At 62.6% G+C, this 17,709-nt stretch carries 19 protein-coding genes; 14 read left to right on the forward strand and 5 right to left on the reverse strand.

Features of this window, described 5'->3' with window-relative positions:
• Positions 1-7: 7 nt before the first annotated feature.
• The 10 genes from GTP41_RS13385 to GTP41_RS13430 all read left to right on the forward strand — a co-directional run bounded on the left by GTP41_RS13385 (position 8) and on the right by GTP41_RS13430 (position 9,933).
• The gene (locus GTP41_RS13385; protein WP_161026075.1) at positions 8-556 is read left to right on the forward strand and encodes a chemotaxis protein; all 549 of its coding nucleotides are present in this window, start codon (positions 8-10) and stop codon (positions 554-556) included.
• A 34-nt stretch (positions 557-590) separates the two neighbouring features.
• Complete coding sequence (locus GTP41_RS13390) at positions 591-956, forward strand: response regulator (RefSeq protein ID WP_028104148.1); 366 nt, start codon at positions 591-593, stop codon at positions 954-956.
• Positions 957-970: 14 nt separating this feature from the next.
• Positions 971-3,220: a chemotaxis protein CheA gene (cheA, locus tag GTP41_RS13395; protein WP_161026076.1), complete on the forward strand. Its 2,250-nt coding sequence runs from the start codon at positions 971-973 to the stop codon at positions 3,218-3,220.
• Positions 3,217-3,696, forward strand: coding sequence for a chemotaxis protein CheW (locus GTP41_RS13400; RefSeq protein WP_161026077.1), 480 nt, complete (start codon positions 3,217-3,219; stop codon positions 3,694-3,696). The genes cheA and GTP41_RS13400 overlap by 4 nt, the downstream gene beginning before the upstream one ends.
• Before the next feature lie 83 nt (positions 3,697-3,779).
• Positions 3,780-5,480, forward strand: coding sequence for a methyl-accepting chemotaxis protein (locus GTP41_RS13405; protein WP_161026078.1), 1,701 nt, complete (start codon positions 3,780-3,782; stop codon positions 5,478-5,480).
• A gap of 26 nt (positions 5,481-5,506) precedes the next feature.
• Positions 5,507-6,379: a CheR family methyltransferase gene (locus GTP41_RS13410; protein WP_161026079.1), complete on the forward strand. Its 873-nt coding sequence runs from the start codon at positions 5,507-5,509 to the stop codon at positions 6,377-6,379.
• Positions 6,380-6,389: 10 nt separating this feature from the next.
• The gene (gene cheD, locus GTP41_RS13415) at positions 6,390-6,989 is read left to right on the forward strand and encodes a chemoreceptor glutamine deamidase CheD (protein WP_161026080.1); all 600 of its coding nucleotides are present in this window, start codon (positions 6,390-6,392) and stop codon (positions 6,987-6,989) included.
• Between the two features lie 29 nt (positions 6,990-7,018).
• On the forward strand, positions 7,019-8,098 hold the full coding sequence (locus tag GTP41_RS13420; RefSeq protein ID WP_161026081.1) for a protein-glutamate methylesterase/protein-glutamine glutaminase: 1,080 nt from the start codon (positions 7,019-7,021) through the stop codon (positions 8,096-8,098).
• 121 nt (positions 8,099-8,219) lie between these two features.
• Positions 8,220-8,609 carry a chemotaxis response regulator CheY gene (gene cheY, locus GTP41_RS13425; protein WP_028104141.1) on the forward strand — a complete coding sequence of 130 codons (390 nt, stop codon included), beginning with the start codon at positions 8,220-8,222 and terminating at the stop codon, positions 8,607-8,609.
• A 112-nt stretch (positions 8,610-8,721) separates the two neighbouring features.
• Positions 8,722-9,933 (forward strand): EAL and HDOD domain-containing protein, encoded by a 1,212-nt coding sequence (locus GTP41_RS13430; RefSeq protein ID WP_161026082.1) that lies wholly within the window; start codon positions 8,722-8,724, stop codon positions 9,931-9,933.
• Between the two features lie 74 nt (positions 9,934-10,007).
• On the opposite strand, the gene panC is transcribed toward GTP41_RS13430, so the two are convergent.
• Genes panC through GTP41_RS13450 form a run of 4 tightly spaced genes read right to left on the reverse strand, consistent with a single transcriptional unit; the run spans position 10,008 to position 13,058 of the window.
• Complete coding sequence (gene panC / locus GTP41_RS13435) at positions 10,008-10,847, reverse strand: pantoate--beta-alanine ligase (RefSeq protein ID WP_161026083.1); 840 nt, start codon at positions 10,845-10,847, stop codon at positions 10,008-10,010.
• A gap of 11 nt (positions 10,848-10,858) precedes the next feature.
• Positions 10,859-11,770, reverse strand: a complete 912-nt coding sequence (locus GTP41_RS13440; RefSeq protein ID WP_161026084.1) for a segregation and condensation protein A — start codon at positions 11,768-11,770, stop codon at positions 10,859-10,861.
• Between the two features lie 20 nt (positions 11,771-11,790).
• On the reverse strand, positions 11,791-12,000 hold the full coding sequence (locus tag GTP41_RS13445) for a DUF3460 family protein (RefSeq protein WP_161026085.1): 210 nt from the start codon (positions 11,998-12,000) through the stop codon (positions 11,791-11,793).
• A 50-nt stretch (positions 12,001-12,050) separates the two neighbouring features.
• Positions 12,051-13,058 carry a porin gene (locus GTP41_RS13450; RefSeq protein ID WP_161026086.1) on the reverse strand — a complete coding sequence of 336 codons (1,008 nt, stop codon included), beginning with the start codon at positions 13,056-13,058 and terminating at the stop codon, positions 12,051-12,053.
• A 185-nt stretch (positions 13,059-13,243) separates the two neighbouring features.
• On the opposite strand from GTP41_RS13450, the gene GTP41_RS27155 reads away from it, so the two are divergent.
• Entirely contained in the window at positions 13,244-13,417 is a 174-nt protein-coding gene (locus GTP41_RS27155) for a hypothetical protein (RefSeq protein WP_202419728.1), read from the forward strand.
• Between the two features lie 52 nt (positions 13,418-13,469).
• Positions 13,470-14,372: a DMT family transporter gene (locus tag GTP41_RS13455; RefSeq protein ID WP_229502841.1), complete on the forward strand. Its 903-nt coding sequence runs from the start codon at positions 13,470-13,472 to the stop codon at positions 14,370-14,372.
• 180 nt (positions 14,373-14,552) lie between these two features.
• On the opposite strand, the gene GTP41_RS13460 is transcribed toward GTP41_RS13455, so the two are convergent.
• Positions 14,553-15,203, reverse strand: a complete 651-nt coding sequence (locus tag GTP41_RS13460) for a TonB-dependent receptor domain-containing protein (RefSeq protein WP_161026127.1) — start codon at positions 15,201-15,203, stop codon at positions 14,553-14,555.
• A 102-nt stretch (positions 15,204-15,305) separates the two neighbouring features.
• Between GTP41_RS13460 and GTP41_RS27160 the strand changes: the two genes are divergently transcribed.
• Positions 15,306-15,467, forward strand: a complete 162-nt coding sequence (locus tag GTP41_RS27160) for a hypothetical protein (RefSeq protein ID WP_202419729.1) — start codon at positions 15,306-15,308, stop codon at positions 15,465-15,467.
• A gap of 78 nt (positions 15,468-15,545) precedes the next feature.
• Positions 15,546-17,624 carry a TonB-dependent receptor gene (locus tag GTP41_RS13470; protein WP_161026088.1) on the forward strand — a complete coding sequence of 693 codons (2,079 nt, stop codon included), beginning with the start codon at positions 15,546-15,548 and terminating at the stop codon, positions 17,622-17,624.
• Positions 17,625-17,709: the final 85 nt, after the last annotated feature.

Below are 17,709 nucleotides of genomic sequence, written 5' to 3' on the forward strand. Positions count from 1 at the left end.
GACAGTTATGACGAGAAAGAAAATCCTTGGCTCCCATGTGAAACGGCTGCTGTCCGGTGTGTCGGACCATGGCCGGCGCCACCTGACGGAAGTCGAGACCGACCTGCTGCAGACCAATCTGCTGCTGGAAGAAGCGATTGAAAAACTGACCCGCAACTTCATGGCGATCCATGAGGCGGTCAGCGCGCAGCAGGCGACCATTGAGTTGCTGCTGCAAGGCGGCGACCCTTCGCCAGAGGACAAGGCGCGCCTGCAAGAGATGAACGAGCAGGTGAGCGGCTATGTGAATGCCGCCATCACCAGCATGCAGTTCCAGGACATGACCAGCCAGCTGATCGACCGCACGCTGAAACGCGTGACCGGTCTGCGCGAATTCCTGGGCACCCTGGGGGCGCACGGCGCCGAAGTGGTGCCGGAATCGGGCAGCGACGAGATCGTCGACCTGCTGAGCAAGGTCAGTATGGCCTTGGCAATCCAGAGCCTGGAGCTGCGCAGCGTGCTGCGCAAGGCGGTCAGCCAGAAGCACCTGGAAAGCGGCGACATCGAACTGTTCTGAATACGATAAAAATTTTACTTAGTGAGATAAAAAGATGGCTAAAACAATTCTTGCAGTCGACGATTCCAGCTCGCTGCGCCAGATGGTGGCATTCAGCCTGAAGGCCGCTGGCTACCAGGTGGTGGAAGCGGTCGACGGACAGGACGGCCTGGAAAAGGCCAAGCTGCAAACCGTGGACCTGGTGCTGACCGACCAGAACATGCCGCGCATGGACGGCCTGCAGCTGATCAAGCTGCTGCGCGAGCAGCCGGCCTATGCCAAGGTGCCGATCCTGATGCTGACCACCGAATCGTCCGATGAGATGAAAGCCAAGGGCCGCGCTGCCGGCGCCAATGGCTGGCTGGTCAAGCCGTTCGACCCGCAACGTCTGATTGAGGTAGTGAAGAAGGTCATTGGCTGATTAAGGGGTATGGCATGACCATCGATATTAGCCAGTTCTACCAGGTCTTCTTCGATGAAGCGGAAGAACTGCTGGCTGAAATGGAGCGTCTGCTGCTTGGCGTCGATGTCGCGTCGCCCAGCGACGAAGATTTGAATGCGATTTTCCGCACCGCGCACTCGGTGAAGGGCGGCGCGTCGACGTTCGGCGTGACCGACATGAGCGAAGTGACGCACGTGCTGGAGACGCTGCTGGACCGCATCCGCAAGGGCGAAATGGCCCTGACCTCGACCCATGTGGACGCCTTCCTGGCGGCCAAGGACATCCTGAAGATGCAGCTGGACGGGCACCGCCTGGGCAGCGCCGTCGACCAGGAGGCCGTGGGCGACGTGCGCATGATGCTGCAGGAGCTGGCGCAGGATGTGCACATTGAAGCGATGGCGCCGGTGGCGTCGGGCTTCAGCACGCCGGAAGTGCAGGCGGTCGACCACAGCGGCGGCCAGCGCTATCGCCTGGAGCTGCCGCCCATGGTGCACCGCGAGGTGGAGGCGCTGGCGGCCGAACTGGGCCTGATGGGCCACGTGGAGCTGATGCCGCTGGACGCCGAGCGCCACGCGATGATCGTCAGCACCCACGAGTCGCTGGACGACATCGTGGCGATCTGCTCCTTCGTGATCGACGCCGACCAGATGCAGGTGAGCGAACTGCCGGCCCTGAGTCCGACCCAGGCCGCGCGCGAGAACGCCGAGCGCGCGCGCAAGGAAGCGGACATGGGCTACGGCTTCTTCGATCCGCTGCCGCCGGGCGGCGCCACGCCGGCCGCGGCCCCGGCGGCGACGGCGGCCGCCGTGCCGAGCGGCGGTGAAGGCTACGGCTTCTTCCAGCCGCTGGACGAAATCCGTTCCAACGCGGCCGGCGCCGCCGACGACGCGCGCGGCTACGGCTTCTTCGAGCCGCTGGACGTGATCCGCGCCAAGGCCGGCATCAAGGACGCCCCGCCGGAAGCGGCCAAGCCGAGCGAGGAACAGGAAAAGAAAGCGGCCCGCAAGGAGGCGGAGAAGCAGGCGCACGCGCCGGCCGGCGCCGAGTCCTCTTCGATCCGCGTCTCGATCGAAAAGGTCGATCAGCTGATCAACCTGGTGGGCGAACTGGTGATCACGCAGGCCATGATCGAGCAGCGCGCCAGCACCATCGACCCGGTGCTGCACGAAAAACTCCTGAGCGGCATTTCCCAGCTCACGCGCAACACGCGCGACCTGCAGGAATCGGTCATGTCGATCCGCATGATGCCGATGGACTTTGTGTTCTCGCGCTTCCCGCGCATGGTGCGCGACCTGGCCACCAAGCTTGGCAAAAAGGTCGATTTCGTCACCAGCGGCGCCGCCACGGAACTGGACAAGGGCCTGATCGAGCGCATTGTCGATCCGCTGACCCACCTGGTGCGCAATTCGATCGACCACGGCATTGAAATGCCGGAGGTGCGGCGCGCCGCCGGCAAGACCGATGCCGGCCGCCTGTTCCTGTCCGCCTCGCACCAGGGCGGCAGCATCATCATCGAAGTGGCGGATGATGGCGGCGGCTTGAACCGCGATAAGATTTTGGCGAAAGCGCGCCAAAGCGGGCTGCCGGTGACCGACAATATGAGCGATGCCGACGTCTGGCAATTGATCTTCGCGCCGGGCTTCTCGACGGCGGAGCAGGTGACCGACGTCTCCGGACGCGGCGTCGGCATGGACGTGGTCAAGCGCAATATCACCGCCATGGGCGGCACGGTCGATATCCGTTCCGCCAAGGGCTTTGGCACCACCATGTCGATTTCGCTGCCGCTGACCCTGGCCATCCTGGACGGCATGCTGATCCAGACCGGCGAGGAGGTCTACATCCTGCCGCTGGGCTTTGTGCTGGAGTCGCTGCAGCCGGCGCCGGAGGACGTGAAGGAAATCAGCGGCAAGGGCCGCGTGGTCAAGGTGCGCGGCGAATACCTGCCGCTGGTGCCGCTGTACCAGATTTTCGACATCGAACCGCGCTTTACCGATCCGACCAAGGGCATCCTGGTGATCGTGGAAACCGAAGGCAAGAAAGCCTGCCTGTTCGTGGACGAACTGGTGGGCCAGCAGCAGGTGGTGGTGAAGAACCTGGAGTCGAATTACCGCAAGGTGACCGGCATTTCCGGCGCCACCATCCTGGGCGACGGCGGCGTGTCGCTGATCCTGGACGTGACGGCCCTGGTGCGCTCCTCGCGCCAGCTGGTTGACGAATCAAACTTAGTGAAGGAAGAACCATGAGCGAAGCAGAAAACGCAGGCGCTGCATCCCAGGAGTACCTGGCGTTCAAGCTGGGTGCCGAGGAATACGGCATCGACATCCTGAAGGTGCAGGAAATCCGCGGCTACGAGGCGGTGACCCGCATCGCCAACGCGCCCGAGTTCATCAAAGGCGTGATCAACCTGCGCGGCATCATCATCCCGGTGGTGGACATGCGCATCAAATTCAACCTCGGCGAGCCGGTCTACGACCAGTTCACCGTGGTGATCATCCTGAACATCAACGGCCGCGTGGTCGGCATGGTGGTCGACGCGGTGTCCGACGTGACCTCGCTGACGCCGGACCAGATCAAACCGGCGCCGGACATGGGCACGGCGTTCAGTTCGGAATACATGATTGGCCTGGGCACCATCGATGAGCGTATGCTGATCCTGGTGGACATCCAGCGCCTGATGTCCAGCCCCGAAATGGGCCTGAGCGAAAAACTCGCGGCTTGATCCGCACCCCGGGGTGCCCCCCGCGCACCGGTTATAAAAATATAGTCAGCAATTACAGGTTACAAAAAGGGAGATAACATAAAATGAACGTGCGCGAATTTAAGATAGGCACGCGGCTTGGTTTCGGTTTTGGGGTGATCCTGCTGATTTTGGTCGGCACGGTATTACTGACCAACGTGCTGAACTATCGCAACAAATCAGCCCTGATGACGGGCCTCGACCTGTCCGGCGCCAAGGAACTGCAGGCGCAGACCATGAAGAGCACCATGCTGGAAACCGGCATCGCCATGCGCAATATCGGCTTGCAGTCGGACGTCAGCCTGATGCAGAAGGAAGAAGAGAAGGTCAAGGCGAGCCGCGCCCGCTACGACGCGGCGCGCGCCAAGCTGCAGAGCCTGGGCCTGGACGACGCCGAGAAGAAGGTGCTGAACGACATCGCCGCGCTGCAGACCGATGTGGACGCCGCTTTCAAGGAGGCGATGGGCCAGATCATGGCCTTCAACGCCGAGGGCGCGGCCAAGGTGATCGCCGGCCGTATCGACCCGCTTAACCAGCAGGCCCTGGCCTCGCTGAACAAGCTGGTGGAAATCCAGGAAAAAGCCATCGCCAAATTCAAGGAAGACTCCAACAAGGCCGACCGCACCCTGACCATGTGGATGGTGGTGCTGGCCGCGGTGGGCGTCGGCGTGGGCGTGCTGTGCGCCCTGGTCATCACCCGCTCCATCACCGGCCCGCTGTCGGGCGCGGTGGAAGTGGCGCAGAAAGTGGCGGCCGGCGAACTGACCTCGCAGGTGACGGTGGAAGGCAAGGACGAAACCTCCGAGCTGCTGCAGGCGCTGAAGGACATGAACGACAGCCTGGTGAAGACGGTCGGCCAGGTGCGCCTGGCGACCGACACCATCACCACCGCGTCGCAGGAAATCGCGACCGGCAATGCCGACCTGTCGGCGCGCACCGAATCGCAGGCCTCCTCGCTGGAGGAAACCGCGTCCTCGATGGAGAACCTGACTTCCACCGTGAAGCAGAACGCCGACAACGCGCGCCAGGCCAACCAGCTGGCGGTATCCGCCTCCTCGGTGGCGGTGAAGGGCGGCACGGTGGTGGCGCAGGTGGTCGATACCATGGGCTCGATCAAGGAGTCCTCCAGCAAGATCGTGGACATTATCGGCGTGATCGACGGCATCGCCTTCCAGACCAACATCCTGGCGCTGAACGCCGCTGTTGAAGCGGCGCGCGCCGGCGAGCAGGGCCGCGGCTTCGCCGTGGTGGCGTCGGAAGTGCGCAACCTGGCGCAGCGCTCCGCCGCCGCCGCCAAGGAGATCAAGCACCTGATCGACGATTCGGTGACCAAGGTCGACAACGGCGGCCGCCTGGTCGACGAAGCCGGCCAGACCATGGGCCTGATCGTGACCTCGATCAAGCAGGTGGCCGACATCATGGGCGAAATCACCGCCGCCACCCTGGAGCAGAGCCACGGCATTGAGGAAGTCAATGCCGCCATCGGCCAGATGGATGAAATGACGCAGCAAAATGCCGCCCTGGTGGAAGAAGCCGCCGCCGCCGCCGAATCGATGCAGGACCAGGCCACCAACCTGGCCCAGGCCGTGTCGATCTTCAAGCTGGCAGGCGATGAATTCGCCAAGCGCGCCGCCGCGCCGGTACGCAAGCCGAAAGCTGCCGCCCCGGCGCGCAGCACCGCCGTCGTGGCGGCGGCTGAACCCAAGCAGCCGCCGAAGAAGCTGGCCACAGCCGCGCCATCCGGCGACGACTGGGAAGAGTTTTAATGTAGTTCATAGCGGAGGCCACACATATGGCGCTGACCAGAGAGACCGTGAAAGAGTTTGACTTCAACGGCAAGGATTTTGAACGGGTCCGCGCAATGATTTACAAGCGGGCCGGCATTGCGCTGGCCGATAGCAAGCAGGAAATGGTATACAGCCGGCTGGCGCGACGCTTGCGCGCCACCGGCATCACCACCTTCGTGCGTTACCTGGACGACCTGGAAGCAGGGCGCCTGGGCAACGGCGAATGGGAGGCGTTCACCAACGCACTGACGACCAACCTGACGTCGTTTTTCCGCGAATCACACCACTTCCCCCTGCTGGCCGAGCATATCAAGGCGCGGCGCGGGGAACCGATCAACATTTGGTGCTCCGCCAGTTCCACCGGCGAAGAACCGTATTCGATTGCCATCACCTGCTGCGAAGCGTTCAACACGCTGACGCCGCCGGTGCATATCCTGGCCACCGACATCGACACCAATGTGCTGGCCACGGCTGCCAACGGGGTCTACCCTATGGAGCGCATCGAGAAGCTGTCGGCCGAGCAGCAGCGCCGCTTCTTCATGAAGGGGCGCGGCGCCAACGAAGGCATGGCCCGCGTGCGGCAGGAGCTGCGCCAGCTGATCACCTACCGGCAGCTCAACCTGCTGGACGAGAAATGGGACATCCGCCCCGGCTTTGACATTATCTTCTGCCGCAATGTGATGATCTATTTCGACAAAGACACGCAACGCAAGATCCTCAAGCGCTTCGTGCCTTTGATGAAACCGGACGCCCTGCTGTTTGCCGGGCACTCGGAAAACTTCCTTTACGTGTCGGACGCTTTGAAGTTGCGTGGCAAGACCGTTTATGAGCTGGACGAGCGCAAGCTTGGTGCCGGCCACGCAGCAGCACAACGATAGTGAGCATGACATGGACAAAGAACATTTCGCCACCAACGTCTACTACGACCGGACGTTCGACTGCGAGGCGGCCAAGATCCTGCCGGGTGAGTACTACTACACCCACAAGGAGATGCTGATCGTGACCGTGCTCGGGTCCTGCGTGTCGGCCTGCATCCGCGACCGCGTGACGGGGGTGGGGGGCATGAACCACTTCATGCTGCCGGACGGCGGCTCGGACGCCGGCAGCCCGGTGTCGGCCTCGGCCCGCTACGGCACCTATGCCATGGAAGTGCTGATCAACGATTTGCTGAAAGCCGGCGCCCGGCGCGAGAACCTGGAAGCCAAGGTATTCGGCGGCGGCGCCGTGCTGAAGGGCTTTACCGCCATCAACGTCGGCGAGCGCAACGCCGCCTTCGTGCAGACCTTCCTGAAGAACGAGAAGATCCGCATCGTGGCCGAAGACCTCAATGATATATACCCGCGCAAGGTCTATTTCTTCCCGCGCACCGGCAAGGTGCTCGTGAAAAAACTGATGCAAACCCATAACGACACCTTGGCGCAACGTGAAAACGAATACGCCAGCCGCCTCAAATCCAAACCGGTGGCGGGCGAAGTCGAGCTGTTCTAAGAAACTAGGTAAGAAACCAGGTAAGCCAAATGAACAAGATCAAAGTCCTGATTTGCGACGATTCGGCGCTGATCCGCAGCGTGATGAGCGAAATCATCAAGAGCCAGCCCGACATGGAGGTGGTGGGCGTGGCGCCCGACCCGCTGGTGGCGCGCGAGCTGATCAAGCAAACCAATCCCGACGTCCTGACGCTGGACGTCGAGATGCCGAAGATGGACGGCCTCGACTTCCTCGAGCGCCTGATGCGCCTGCGCCCGATGCCGGTGGTGATGGTGTCCTCGCTGACCGAGCGCGGTTCCGAAATCACCCTGCGCGCGCTGGAGCTGGGCGCGGTCGACTTCGTCACCAAGCCCAAGATCTCGATCCAGAGCGGCATGCGCGAGTACACCGAGCTGATCGCCGACAAGATCCGCGCCGCCGCCAAGGCCAAGGTGCGGGCGCGCACCCTGCCGGCCGCCGGCACGGCCGGGGAGGGCAGCGTGGCGCTGCCGCAATTACGGAATCCGCTGATGTCTTCGGAAAAACTGATTATTGTCGGGGCCTCGACGGGCGGCACGGAAGCCATCCGCGAATTCCTGATGCAAATGCCGTCGGACTGCCCCGGCATCCTGATTACGCAACACATGCCGGAAGGCTTCACCAAGTCCTTCGCCAAGCGCCTGGACTCGCTGTGCAAGATTTCCGTGGTCGAGTCGCAAGGCAATGAGCGGGTGCTGCCGGGCCACGCCTACATCGCCCCCGGCCATTCCCACCTGCTGCTGGCCCGCTCCGGCGCCAACTACATGACCAAACTGGACCAGGGCGAGCCGGTCAACCGGCACCGCCCGTCGGTCGATGTGCTGTTCCGTTCCGCTGCGCAAAACGCCGGTAAAAACGCGGTTGGGGTTATCCTGACCGGCATGGGCAAGGATGGCGCGGTCGGCATGCTGGAGATGAAGAACGCCGGAGCGTATAATTTCGCGCAGGACGAAGCCAGCTGCGTGGTGTTCGGCATGCCGCGCGAGGCAATTGCCGTCGGTGCCACGCACGAAGTCGGCGCATTGCAAGCGCTGCCGGGCATGGTTCTGGGCTATCTGGCCCAGCACGGCTCGCGCGCACTGCGTGTTTGACGGGATTGATACGGTTTTGGGGTAGTTTGTTCGCCTTGGAGCAACGAAAATGCTATCCTACAACTTGCTGGGAACACCACTTTAATTAATAACCGCGTAAGTAGAAACAACGGAGCAATTCATGGCTGATCCAAAGATGAAATTTTTGGTTGTTGACGATTTTTCGACGATGCGTCGCATCGTACGAAATCTCTTGAAGGAACTGGGTTATGCCAACGTGGACGAGGCAGAAGACGGCGTGATGGCGCTGGCCAAACTGCGCGCGGAGCAATTCGACTTCGTGGTCTCCGACTGGAACATGCCGAATATGGATGGCCTGACCATGCTGCAGAACATTCGTGCCGACCCGGCACTGGCCAAACTGCCGGTGCTGATGGTGACCGCCGAGGCGAAAAAGGAAAACATCATCGCGGCTGCGCAAGCAGGCGCCAACGGCTATGTGGTGAAACCGTTCACCGCCGCCACCCTGGACGAAAAGCTGAACAAGATCTTCGAGAAACTCGGGGCTTGATCCGGCCGCCTCATCCTGTCGGGCCGGCCGCTTGGGCGGCTGGCCCGTTTGCACTCACCGGCGGCAGCCATGACCGCCGCTGCTCTATCCTGAGCCACGCATAAGACCACGTATGCATCAGACACACTTCCTGGTTCGCGAACCCTTGCTCGATCCCGAGCAACGCGTGGTCGGTTACGAACTTACCTGGCAGCAGGAAACTGCCACCCACGTCCCCTCGCTGGCCGAGCTGGAAGACCTGGTCGGCTTTGTTGCCGGGCAGGTGAACCATCCCGACCACGGCTGGCTGCTCAAGCAAAAGACCCTGTTCCTGCAGGCTGTGCCGGGCATGCTGTCCACCGATTCCCTGTTCGACATGCCGCCCGAGCATACGGTGCTGTCGATCAAGACCTCCGAACTGGCCAACCCGACCACCCTGGCCGCCGTGCAGGGCCTGCGCGCGGGCGGTGTCGGCATCCTGCTGCGCGATGCCGACCTGGCGCGCGTCGGCAGCCGCCTGGGCACGATTTGCTCCTACGTGGAAGTGCGCTTCACCGGGGCCGACGTGGCAGCGCAGGCGCGCACCTATTCGCAGCTGAAAACGTCGAACATCCGCATGGTGGGCCGCCCGGTCAGCACCTGGGCCGATTTTGACGCCTGCGCCGCGCTGGGGCTGGATGCCTTTGTCGGCAAACTGCACCTGACGCCGCGTCCCGGCTCGGAAGGCGCCGGCCTGAACCCGTCGCAAACCATCATCCTGCAGCTGATGCAGATGGTGAACGCGAATGCCGATGTGGTGCAGATCGAAAATGTGCTCAAGCGCGACGCCGCCCTGTCCTACAAGCTGCTGCGCTATATCAACTCCGCCGGCTTTGGCGCCGGGCGCGAAGTGCAATCGCTGAAGCAAGCGATCCAGTTGCTGGGTTACCAGCCGATGTACCGCTGGCTGACCCTGTTGCTGGCGACCGCCTCCACCTCCGGCTTCTCGCCGGTGCTGCTGGAGACCGCCGTGGTACGCGGCCGCCTGGCCGAACTGCTGGGCCAGAAAGCCCTGGGCAAGGCCGACGCCGAGAATATTTTCGTTGCCGGCATGTTCTCGCTGCTCGACCGCCTGCTGGGTATCCCGATGAAAGAGGTGCTGGAAACGATCCAGCTGAACGAAGAAGTGGTGAAAGCCCTGCTGACGCGCGGCGGCAAATACGGCCCCTTCCTCGCCCTGGCCGAAGCTTGCGAGCTGAACAGCAACCTGGTCAGCAGCCTGGCCGGCACCCTGTCGCTGACCCCCGAAGACGTCAACAAAGCCCACCTCTCCGCCCTGGCCTGGACCCAGAGCGTCACCACTTAAAAAAAATGTCCGTCCTGGGGTCAGGAAGAAAAGTGGACATTGTCCACTTTTCTTCCTGACCCCAGGATGGACATTTAGATTTCGAGGTTGTCGATCAGGCGGGTGGTGCCGAGCTTGGCGGCGGCCAGCACGACCAGTTTTTCGCCTTGCGCGATATCGCCGGCATTCGGCGGTTGCAGGTCGTTGCGCTTGCGGATCGAGATGTAATCCGGCTTCCAGCCGCGCGCGGCCAGTTCGTCCATGGCTTTGTGCTCGAGCTGGAAGACGTCCAAATGGCCGCCGCGCACCTCGTCCGCCACCTGGTTCAGCGCGCGGTACAGCGCCGGCGCTTCGGCGCGCTCGTCGGCCGACAAATACATATTGCGCGAGGACAGCGCCAGGCCGTCGTCGGCACGGTAAGTTTCCGCCGCGATGATCTCGGTCGGCATGCCCAGCTGGCGCGCCATATTGCGCACGATCATCAGCTGCTGGTAGTCCTTCTTGCCGAACACGGCCACCTTCGGCTGCACGCAGGAGAACAGCTTGGTCACCACGGTGCACACGCCGCCGAAGAAGCCAGGGCGGAATTCACCTTCCAGCGTGTTGCCCAGGCCGTCCGGCGGCTGCACGCGGTATTCCTGCGGCTCTGGATACATATCCTTTTCGGTCGGCGCGAACAGCACGTACACGCCTTCCTTCTCCAGCTTCTCCACGTCGGCCTGGAAGGTGCGCGGGTATTTGTCGAAGTCCTCGTTCGGGCCGAACTGCAGGCGGTTGACGAAGATCGACGCCACCACCGGGTCACCATGCTTGCGCGCCAGGCGCATCAGGGACAGGTGGCCTTCGTGCAGGTTGCCCATGGTTGGCACGAATGCGGTGCGCAACTGGCCGCTGAGCTGGTCGCGCAGTTCTTCGATATTGGAGATGATTTTCATGTTATTAGTGGTTAAGCGGGCGAATACGCGAGGCGCACATAGATCGGTGCGAACGGTTCCGCCTGGGTGATTTCAATCAGGGTTTCCTTGGCCAGCTCGAGCATCGCGACGAAGTTCACCACCACCACCGGCGGTGGCGCTTCCGGGTTGAACAACTCGGTGAATTCGATGAAGCGGCTCGATTGCAGCTTGCGCAGGATGGTGGTCATGTGCTCGCGCACGGACAGCTCTTCGCGCGTGATCTTGTGGTGCTGCTTGAGCGTGGCGCGCTTCATCAGCGAGCGCCAGGCGTCCTGCAGATCCACCACCTCGACTTCCGGCCAGGTCGGCACCAGGCTTTGCTCGATGAAGATCTGGGTGCGCACGAAGTCGCGCCCGACCACGGGCAGGGTGTTCAGCTCGTAGGCAGCCAGCTTGATCTGTTCGTATTCCAGCAGGCGGCGCACCAGCTCGGCACGCGGATCGTCTGCTTCCACTTCCAGGTCGTGCTGGCGCTGCGGCAGCAGCATGCGCGATTTGATCTCGATCAGCATCGCCGCCATGAGCAGGTATTCGGCCGCCAGCTCCAGGTTGGTCTTGCGGATTTCCTCCACATAGCTCAGGTATTGCAGCGTCACCTGGGCCATCGGGATGTCGAGGATGTTGAAGTTCTGCTTGCGGATCAGGTACAGCAGCAGGTCAAGCGGGCCTTCAAAGGCTTCCAGGAAGACTTCCAGCGCGTCGGGCGGGATGTAGAGGTCGTTCGGCAGTTTCAGCACCGGCTCGCCGTACAGGCGTGCAAAAGCAGCGCCGTCGTCGCTAGCCGGGGCGCTCGCTTCAGGTGGCGCGCGGTCCGCGCCGCTATCGGTGCCGCCTGCGTCCGGCGGCACCTCCGCGGCGACCGACAGTTCAGCCTGTTCGTCCACCGCGTCGTTTGGCGACATGCTGTGTGCCGTCCCGGCGTTTATACCTTGTTCTGGTACACGTAAGCCTGTTGCTTGACGGCGGAAGCCTTGTTACGGGCTTGCTCGTCCAGCGTCGTCACCGGCTTGTCCCACAGGATGGCGCGGCCGGCTTGCTGGCCTGCCTCGATTTGCGGGTTCTTTGCCTTCAGTTCCTTGATGAACAAGGAATGGTCGGATTCGTATTTATGATTCTGCTTGAGGAATTTCATATCTTGAAAGTAACAGGGTTCAGCAACGGACATTTTAACGCCTTTTCTCGTCAGAAACGATGGCGAATGCCTGCAACATAAGTATTTCCCTTGCCGGCGTTGCTAATCTTGTCGTACATCACGATTGCGTATACATCGGTACGGGGCGACAGGTTGTAGTCGTAGCCCAGGGCGCCGGTGTCGCGGTGGAATTCGGGCACGCCCCTGGCGTCTTCGGTCATGCGCGACCAAGCCACCATCCAGCGCCCCAGGCCGCCGTGCGTGGGCACGGTGAATCCGGCTTGCACCGAGTGGCCATCGCGCTCGCTGACCTTGGTTTGGTGGTCGGTGTAGGAGGCGAATAGCTTGACCGATTTCAGGTCATACGAGGCGGCCGCCATATAGGTGCGCTGCGCCGGCGTGGCGGCGGCGATGCCGGGGCCGAAGCGGACGTTCTGCGCGCCCAGCGTGACGGCCAGCTCCTTGCCAACGTACTTGGCAACGCCAGCCCAGTTGTTGTTATGCGCGCCGGCTTGTTCGCCCAGCGCATACTGGGCGATGAAGGTGGTGTCGTTGACCGGGTTGGAGGCGTACTGGAGCGCGTTGCTCCAGCCAGTATCGCCCAGGGTGCCATTGCCGCCGGGCGCGGTGAAGACCTGGTTGATCAGGGGCGAGAAGCGGGTCGAGGGCCCGAACGGGTTGATCTGGCCGGCGGCAATAAACAGGGGATTGCCGATGCGCCCCATGCGGACGGTGCCGAAACTGCCTGCCAGCCCGATGTTGGCGTTGCGCGAGAATAGCGGTTCGTTGGGGAAGCGGCCCGATTCGCCGGTATCGCCACGGAAGAAGCCTTCGATCTGGAACTGCGCTTTCATGCCGCCGCCCAGCGCCTCGCTGCCGGAAAAGCCATAGTAGGAGGTGATCAAGCCGCCGCTGTTGACGGCGCTGACGGCGATCGGGGCGCTGGCGGTGGCGGTGCGGCCGGCAAAGGCGTCCAGCACGCCGTAGATGGAAACCTGGGTTTGCGCCGATGCGGCGAGGGGAAGGGTGAGGGCGAGCGTCGGGAGCAGTCTGTTCATGGATACCTTCTCTTAATATTGTTGTTCAGGCCTCGTGCTGCGGCCCATTGTCACCCGCTGTCCGGGCGGCCGACAAGCAAAACTTCCCCCGCCGTGGGCATGCCGCCACGCCGGTTTGCCAGCGCACAGACTAAAGCCCGCGCGCGCGGCACAGTGGCGCCACCATTCACTTAAAGGAGGCTGTCATGGCACAGAGCAAGCAATCGGGCACCCAGAACCGTCAGTCCGTGCAAACCGTGGCGTCGGACAAGACCGAGGACAAACGCAAAGGCAATACCAAGAATGAGCAGTCGCGCACCAAGGCCGGCAAGGACGAGGGCGCCGGCGGTGGCGCCAAGCAGAAGGCCAAGCGCGGCTAGCGCCTGGCAGCACCGGCAGGGATGGCCCGCTTAGCGTATGCTAGCGGGCAACATGAAGACACGCACCGCCATCCTGCTGACGATTCCGCCCATGCTGTGGGCGGGCAACGCGATCGTGGGGCGGATGGTCGCGCACGATGTTCCGCCCATCCTGCTGAACTTCCTGCGCTGGGCTATTGCGCTGGCGCTGCTGCTGCCCCTGGCCGGACCGATCTTCCGCCGCGACAGTGCGGTGTGGCCGAACTGGCAACGTTTTGCCGTGCTGGGCTTGCTCGGCATCGGGCTCTACAACGCCCTGCAATACCTGGCTTTGCAGAGCTCAACGCCGATCAATGTGACCCTGGTGGCGTCCGGCATGCCGGTCTGGATGATGCTGACTGGCTGGCTGTTTTTCGGCGTTGGGGTATCGCGCCGCCAGATTGCGGGCGCCGTGCTTTCAATTGCCGGGGTTGTGCTGGTATTGGCGCGCGGGGAATGGGCGCATTTATTGGAAATGCGCCTGGTGGCAGGCGATTTATTCATGATCCTGGCGACCATCGCCTGGTCTTTATATAGCTGGCTATTAACCCGCACTACCGGCCCGGCTGATATTCGCGCTAATTGGGCCAGCTTCCTGGCGGCGCAAGTGGGATTTGGCGTCGTTTGGTCCGGTGCATTTGCTGCCGGGGAGGCGCTGATAGCGCCAGCCTCGATTAACTGGAGCTGGACATTGGTGGCGGCCCTGGCTTATGTGGCAGTGGGGCCGGCAATTATTGCATTCCGCTGCTGGGGCGCCGGCGTGCAGCAAGCCGGGCCGGCCGTCGCCGCGTTTTTCGTAAATCTCACGCCTTTATTTACTGCGCTGTTTTCCTCGCTGATTCTGGGCGAATCACCGCATGTTTATCATGCCCTGGCATTTATGCTGATTGTCGGCGGGATTATTATTTCCTCGGGCCGTGCGACAGCTCGTCGCTGAATCTGTTAATTTTCATATTCAATTCACCGTTACGCCCGGAGGTTGCCATGCGTTTCCTCACCCTTGCCGCGCTGGCCGCGGCCGTCCTGCTGACCGCCTGCCAGAAGCCGCCACCCAAGCCGCCCCAGCCCATCGCTACGAGCCAGCTGCTGGCCTGAACGCGCCAATAGTTGGCGCGGATCAGAACTCGACGGTGGCCGAAATGGTCGCGCTGCGCGGAGCGCCCGCGACCAGATAGCCCGAGCCCGGATAGCCGCCGGCCGAGGCCCAGTAATTGCGGTCGAAGACAATATCGAGGCGGGCGCGGAAGGTCACGTTGCGGTCGGCAATGCGCGTCGCATAATTGACGCCAAAATCAATGCGATTCCAGGACGGTAATTGCTGGGTATTGGTACCGTCGGCGAATTGTTTGGAGGTATAAACGGCACGGGCATTCAGGGATGGACCGGAAACTGCTTGAATATCCCATTCACCGCCGATATTCAGCTGGCTTTCCGGAACGCCGATAACGTCATTGCCCTGGTTAATCGGTTCCGCCGTGCGGCGCTGTTTTGCGTCGAGTAATGTCAAACCTCCGAGCAGGCGCACGCCGCGCATTGGATTGCCAAATACCGAGAATTCCAGGCCACGATTACGCTGTTCGCCGAATACGCCGAAAAGATTATTCTGCACATAGGCCGACGGCATGCCGGTGGAGAATGCGGCAGCACTGAATGCCAGGGCGCCGGTATCGAATTTCACACCCAGTTCTTTTTGACGCGAAATATAGGGCGAGAAAACTTCACCCTGGTTGGTAATGGCGGTGCTGGGTAGCGGATTGTATTCGTGGATTAAGCGCGGGGTGAGCGTGCCTGCCGCAGCGGCAACGCCAGCGCCAGGCGAGGCCGAGGCGGCTCCAGCGCTGGGCGCGGCCCCAAGCGAAGGGGCCGCACGATGAACTGGAAACTGTGGGGCGCGCCCATTGCGCTCGGCATCTCGACTGCCATCGGCCTGCTCTCCGCCCTGGTGGGCGACGGCTGGTGGGATGTCGTCTCCGCGCTGGCGCTGGGCGCGCCAGTGGCGGTGGGGCTCTGGTACGGCTGGCGGCGCACTTGAATTTCCTTGATCTGGCTTAATCCGGGAAAGGGTGGGGTGAACTTAGAATGAGATTCATTCTCATTTACTAGATTTTCCATGACTCGCCTCACCCCAACCCAGATCGCCCTCGCCGTCGCCGCAACCCTTTCCGCCGGCGCCGCATTCGCTAACGAGCCACAAATCCTGCCCCAAGTGAACGTGCTGGGCGCGGCGGAGCAGGGCTATGCCCAGGCTTCCTCTTCGACCGCCACCAAAACCGACACCCTGCTGCGCGATACGCCGCAATCGATCACCGTCATCACCCGTGAGCTGATCAACGACCAGGCCATGACCAGCATGGCCGACGCCATCCGCTACGTCCCCGGCATCGTCACCTCGCAGGGCGAGGGCAACCGCGACGCCGCCATCTTCCGCGGCAACAGCTCCACCGGCGACTTCTACGTGGACGGCGTGCGCGACGACGTGATGTACTACCGCGATTTTTACAATATCGAACGGGTCGAGGCGCTGAAGGGCTCCAACGCCATGATCTTTGGCCGTGGCGGTTCGGGCGGGGTGATCAACCGCGCCACCAAACAGGCGCGCTACCAGCCGGTGCGCGAAGCGGTGTTGAGCTATGGCTCCAACAGCCAGAAGCGCGCCGCGATCGACGTGGGCGATGCCGTGAACCCCGAGCTGGCGCTGCGCGTCAACGCCATGATGGAAAACTCCGACAGCTTCCGCAACGGCATGCACCTGGAGCGCAAGGGCATCAACCCGACCGCCACGTTGCGCGCCGGCCGCAACACGGTGGTCAGTGTGGCGTACGAGCACTTCCAGGATGAGCGCGTGGGCGATCGCGGCGTGCCGTCGTTCAACGGCCGCCCGTACGACACCGGCGTGGCCACCTTCTTCGGCAATGCGGACCTGAGCCCGAATGCCGTGCGCCTGAACGCCTTCACCGCGCTGCTCGAACATGATTTCGGCAACGGCCTGCTGCTGCGCAACCGCACCCGCTTTGCCGACTACGACAAGTACTACCAGAACGTATTTGCCGGCGGCGCCGTCTCGGCCATCACCGGCCGCCTGGCTGTTGGCGCCTACCGCGACGAGACCAAGCGCGAAAACCGCTTCAACCAGACCGACCTGCAATACACGCTGGCGGCGGGCTCGGTGCGCCACAAGCTGGCATTCGGCCTGGAGCTTGGCCGCCAGGAGACCGATGGCGTGCGCCGCAACGGCGTATTCCCCGGTGCTGCGCCGACGGTTCCGGCCACCAACCCGGTGTATGCCGGCAGCGTGAGCTTCGCAACCATCAGCAGCAATAGCTCCAGCATTGCCAACGTAGCTTCCGCCTACCTGCAGGACCAGCTTGAACTGTCGCCGCAATGGCAGGCCGTGCTGGGCGTGCGCTACGACCGCTTCAGCGTCGATCACACCAACCGCCTGACGGCGGGCGAGATCGATATCACTGATACGCCGGTGTCGCCACGCGCGGGCCTGATTTACAAGCCAGTGCCGGCCATGTCGATCTACACCAGCTACAGCCGCGCCTTCGCACCGCGCAGCGGCGACCAACTGACCTCCCTGAGCGTCACCAATAAGACCTTCGACCCTGAGCAGTTCAGCAACTACGAAGCGGGCATCAAGTGGGATGTGACGCCAAGTCTGGCGGCGACGGCTGCCGTGTACAAGCTCGATCGCAGCAATGTGATCGTGCCAGGCCCGGTAGCCGGCACCAGCATCCTGGTTGATGGCCAGACCAGCAAAGGCATTGAACTGGGCCTGAACGGCCAGGTTACGCGCAGCTGGAGCGTGGCCGGCGGCTACGCCTACCAGGACGCCGAGTTGACCGCCGACCAGTCGGCCACGGTGAAAGCCGGCGCCCGCGTCGCGCAGGTGCCGCGCCATACCTTCTCGCTGTGGAATCGCCTGGATGTGAATGCGCAGCTGGGCGCTGCGTTGGGGCTGGTGTACCGCGACAGCATCTTCACCTCCACCAGCAACACGGTGCAGCTGCCGTCCTATACCCGCGTGGATGGCGCGCTGTACTACAACATCGGCAAGGATTACCGACTGCAGCTGAACGTGGAGAATATGCTCGACAAGAAATACTACGCCGCCGCCCACGGCGACAACAACATCATGCCCGGCGCCCCGCGCAGCTATAAGCTGACCTTGAACGCCAAGTTCTGATCGCTAACCTTGCCCGCGCTTGCGGGCAAGGGCGGCGCGCGCGTCCATGTGCGCTTTGATGATGGACCAGCTTGCCGACTCAAGG

The organism is Pseudoduganella guangdongensis (assembly GCF_009857475.1).
In the GTDB taxonomy this organism is placed as follows: domain Bacteria; phylum Pseudomonadota; class Gammaproteobacteria; order Burkholderiales; family Burkholderiaceae_D; genus Rugamonas; species Rugamonas guangdongensis.